3 protein-coding genes are annotated in these 2593 nt (G+C 59.3%); all 3 read right to left on the bottom strand.

From position 1 onward, the window contains the following. Positions 1-534 (bottom strand): ATP-binding cassette domain-containing protein (locus tag B7L68_RS08260; protein WP_081247183.1); only part of this gene is annotated, 534 nt, incomplete at its 3' end. Position 535: 1 nt separating this feature from the next. Next, on the bottom strand, positions 536-1294 hold the full coding sequence (locus B7L68_RS08255) for an ABC transporter ATP-binding protein (RefSeq protein ID WP_081247182.1): 759 nt from the start codon (positions 1292-1294) through the stop codon (positions 536-538). A gap of 41 nt (positions 1295-1335) precedes the next feature. After that, positions 1336-2593 (bottom strand): penicillin-binding protein activator (locus B7L68_RS08250; RefSeq protein WP_238136392.1); only part of this gene is annotated, 1258 nt, incomplete at its 5' end.

Raw genomic sequence — 2593 nt, 5'->3', positions numbered from 1 at the left:
GGAGGCCACCTTGGGGGCCAGCCCCGCCGTCGGCTCGTCCAGCATCAAGAGCTTCGGCTTCTTCATGAGGCCCATCGATATGGCTAACATCTGCCTCTCGCCGCCCGAGAGGAACTTCCCCTTGCGGTTCTGCAGCTCCTTCAGCTTGGGGAACAGCTCGAGGACCTCCTTGAGGGTCCTCTCGGCCTCCTCGGGCCTCACGCCTGCGGCCGCCGCCACCAGGTTCTCCCTGACCGTGAGCTCGGGGAATATGTTGGGAGTCCCGAAGTTGTTCGGCGACTGCATCACGTAGCCAACGCCTACCTTCTGTATCTCGCTGGGGCTCCTCCCGGCTATGTTGCGGCCGTCCACCTCGATAACGCCGTTGTAGATCGTAGCCAGGCCGGCCACCGCGTTGAGGAGCGTGGACTTCCCGGCGCCATTCGGCCCCAGGAGGACCGCCACCTCGCCCCGTTCGATCTCCAGCAAGACTCCGTTGAGGACGTGGAACTTGCCGTAGCCGGCGTCGAGGCCCGAGATCTTGAGGAGCGGCATATCACCCGCCTATATAGCTTTCTATCACTTTTGGATCTCTGGCGACGGCGTCCGGCGTGCCCTGCGAGATGACCCTGCCGCTGGCCATGGCGTAGACGTAGTCCACGTATTTGAAGGCTATGTCTATACGGTGCTCCACGACCCAGAACGTGATGCCCTTCGAGTTTATGTCGCGTATCGTCTGGAATATGGAGTGGGCTTGCGATATAGGTATCCCGGCTATGGGCTCATCCAGAACTATCAGCTTCGCGCCTGCCATCAAGGCCCTGGCGAGCTCCAACAGCTTCATCTGGCCGGCCGAGAGAGAATAGGCATAATGGTCCCAGACATCGCCGAGCCCCACCGTGTCCAGTACCCTGAAGGCCCTCTCGGCGAGCTCGCGCTCCTGCCCGATCCAAAGCCCCTCCCTCACGGCCTTCGTCACGTCCTCGCCGATCTGCCCCCTGGCCACAACCAAAAGATTCTCGATGACGGTCAGTCTCTGGAAGACCTGCGGTATCTGGAAAGTCCTCACTATACCCGCGGCGAAGACCCTATGCGGCGGCCAGCCCGTTATGTCCAGCTCCCGCCCGTCGTCACGGAACACCACGCGCCCTGCCTCCGGTCTGTAGACGCCAGTCACCACGTTGATAAGCGTCGTCTTGCCTGAGCCGTTCGGCCCGATCAGCAAAGTCACCTTGCCCCTCTCAACAGTCATGTCCACGCCGTCCAGCGCCCTAAAAGAGCCGAACTGTTTTACTATACCCTTTATCTCAAGCACGCAACAAAAAAGAAAAATATTTTTAAGCTATATTTGAAGACCTAAGAACCGAATAGCGACTGTCCCTGCGGGAACGCTGTTATCTGTCCGGTGGTGCCGTTGTAGAAGCCGGCGTTGATCCACGTGGGAGTTCCGTTGACGATCGCCACGCCCATTATCAGATAGCTCGCGTATATTCTGTCGTGGTATTGGTCGAAGTAGACGGGCCCGGTCACGCCTACGTAGGTTCCGTTCTTGCCCCACTGCTCGAGGACGGAGTTTATGACGGTAGGATCGGTGGAGCCGGTCTTGGCAATAGCCTCCATGATAATCATAGCGGCGTCGTACGCATACGGATCGTACGCGACGGGGGACTGCCCGCAGAACTGCTTATACTCCTGCACGAAGTTTACATAGTGCGGGTCGTTGGGGTTAGGCGCCGCTATCGTGGCGAGGAACTTGGCGTTGGCGAGGGCCGGGCCGGCCTGTTGCACTAAGACCGTCGAGCCGGCCACGCCGTCGGTGCCGAACCACCTGACCTTGGAGAGGACCGGGTCGTTGGCAGCCGCCTGGGCCGCGGCCACGCCGTCGGATTCAAAGGTAACCAGCACCAGAGCTGCGTCGGGGCTCGGCGAGCCCAAGGCCGCCGACGCTTGTTGCACTGCAGCCTGCGCCGAGGCTGGTATAGCCGACGGGTCGTAGCCGTAGACTCCCAATACCTGTATGCCGTATTTAGCCGAGTCGTTGGCTATGGCGGCAGACAGGCCCTGGCCCCACGTATCGGATCTATAGACTATTACTATCCTCTTAATGCCAAGATATTTGAGCAACGTAGCTATGGCGTTACCTTGGTAGAAGTCGGTGGGGACCAGCCTGAATATATACGGCTTGGGCACCGCCAGAGCCGGCGAGGTGGAAGACTGGCTGATCTCAATTATGTGGTTCTGCTCGGCGAAGTTCATTGTGGCAGACACCTCAGAGCTGGCCATAGGCCCAGCCACGAACCTCACGCCCTGGGAGTAGAGGGTCTGCAGCATCTGGAGGGCAGTGTTGGGATCCGTCTTGGTGTCCTCCACGACCAGCTGGAATTGTATGCCCTTGCTCGCAAACATCTTGTTGGCGTCTTGCACCGCCAGCTTAATGGCGCACTGAGATCCAAGTCCATAGCTCTGTAGATCTCCCGAAAGCGGGAGCAACGCGCCTATTGTCACGGTCTGTGTGGTTTGGGTTGTTTGCGTAGTTGTCTGCGTTGTTTGTGTGGTTGTCTGTGTGGTTTGGGTTGTGGTGGTGGGCGTGGTTGTTTGGGATGGCCCTTGCGAC

The sequence above is a fragment of the Thermoproteus sp. CP80 genome (assembly GCF_002077075.2).
GTDB lineage: Archaea > Thermoproteota > Thermoprotei > Thermoproteales > Thermoproteaceae > Thermoproteus.
Note: the sequence above shows the minus strand (reverse complement) of the source record. Positions and strands in the feature narration are given on the sequence as shown.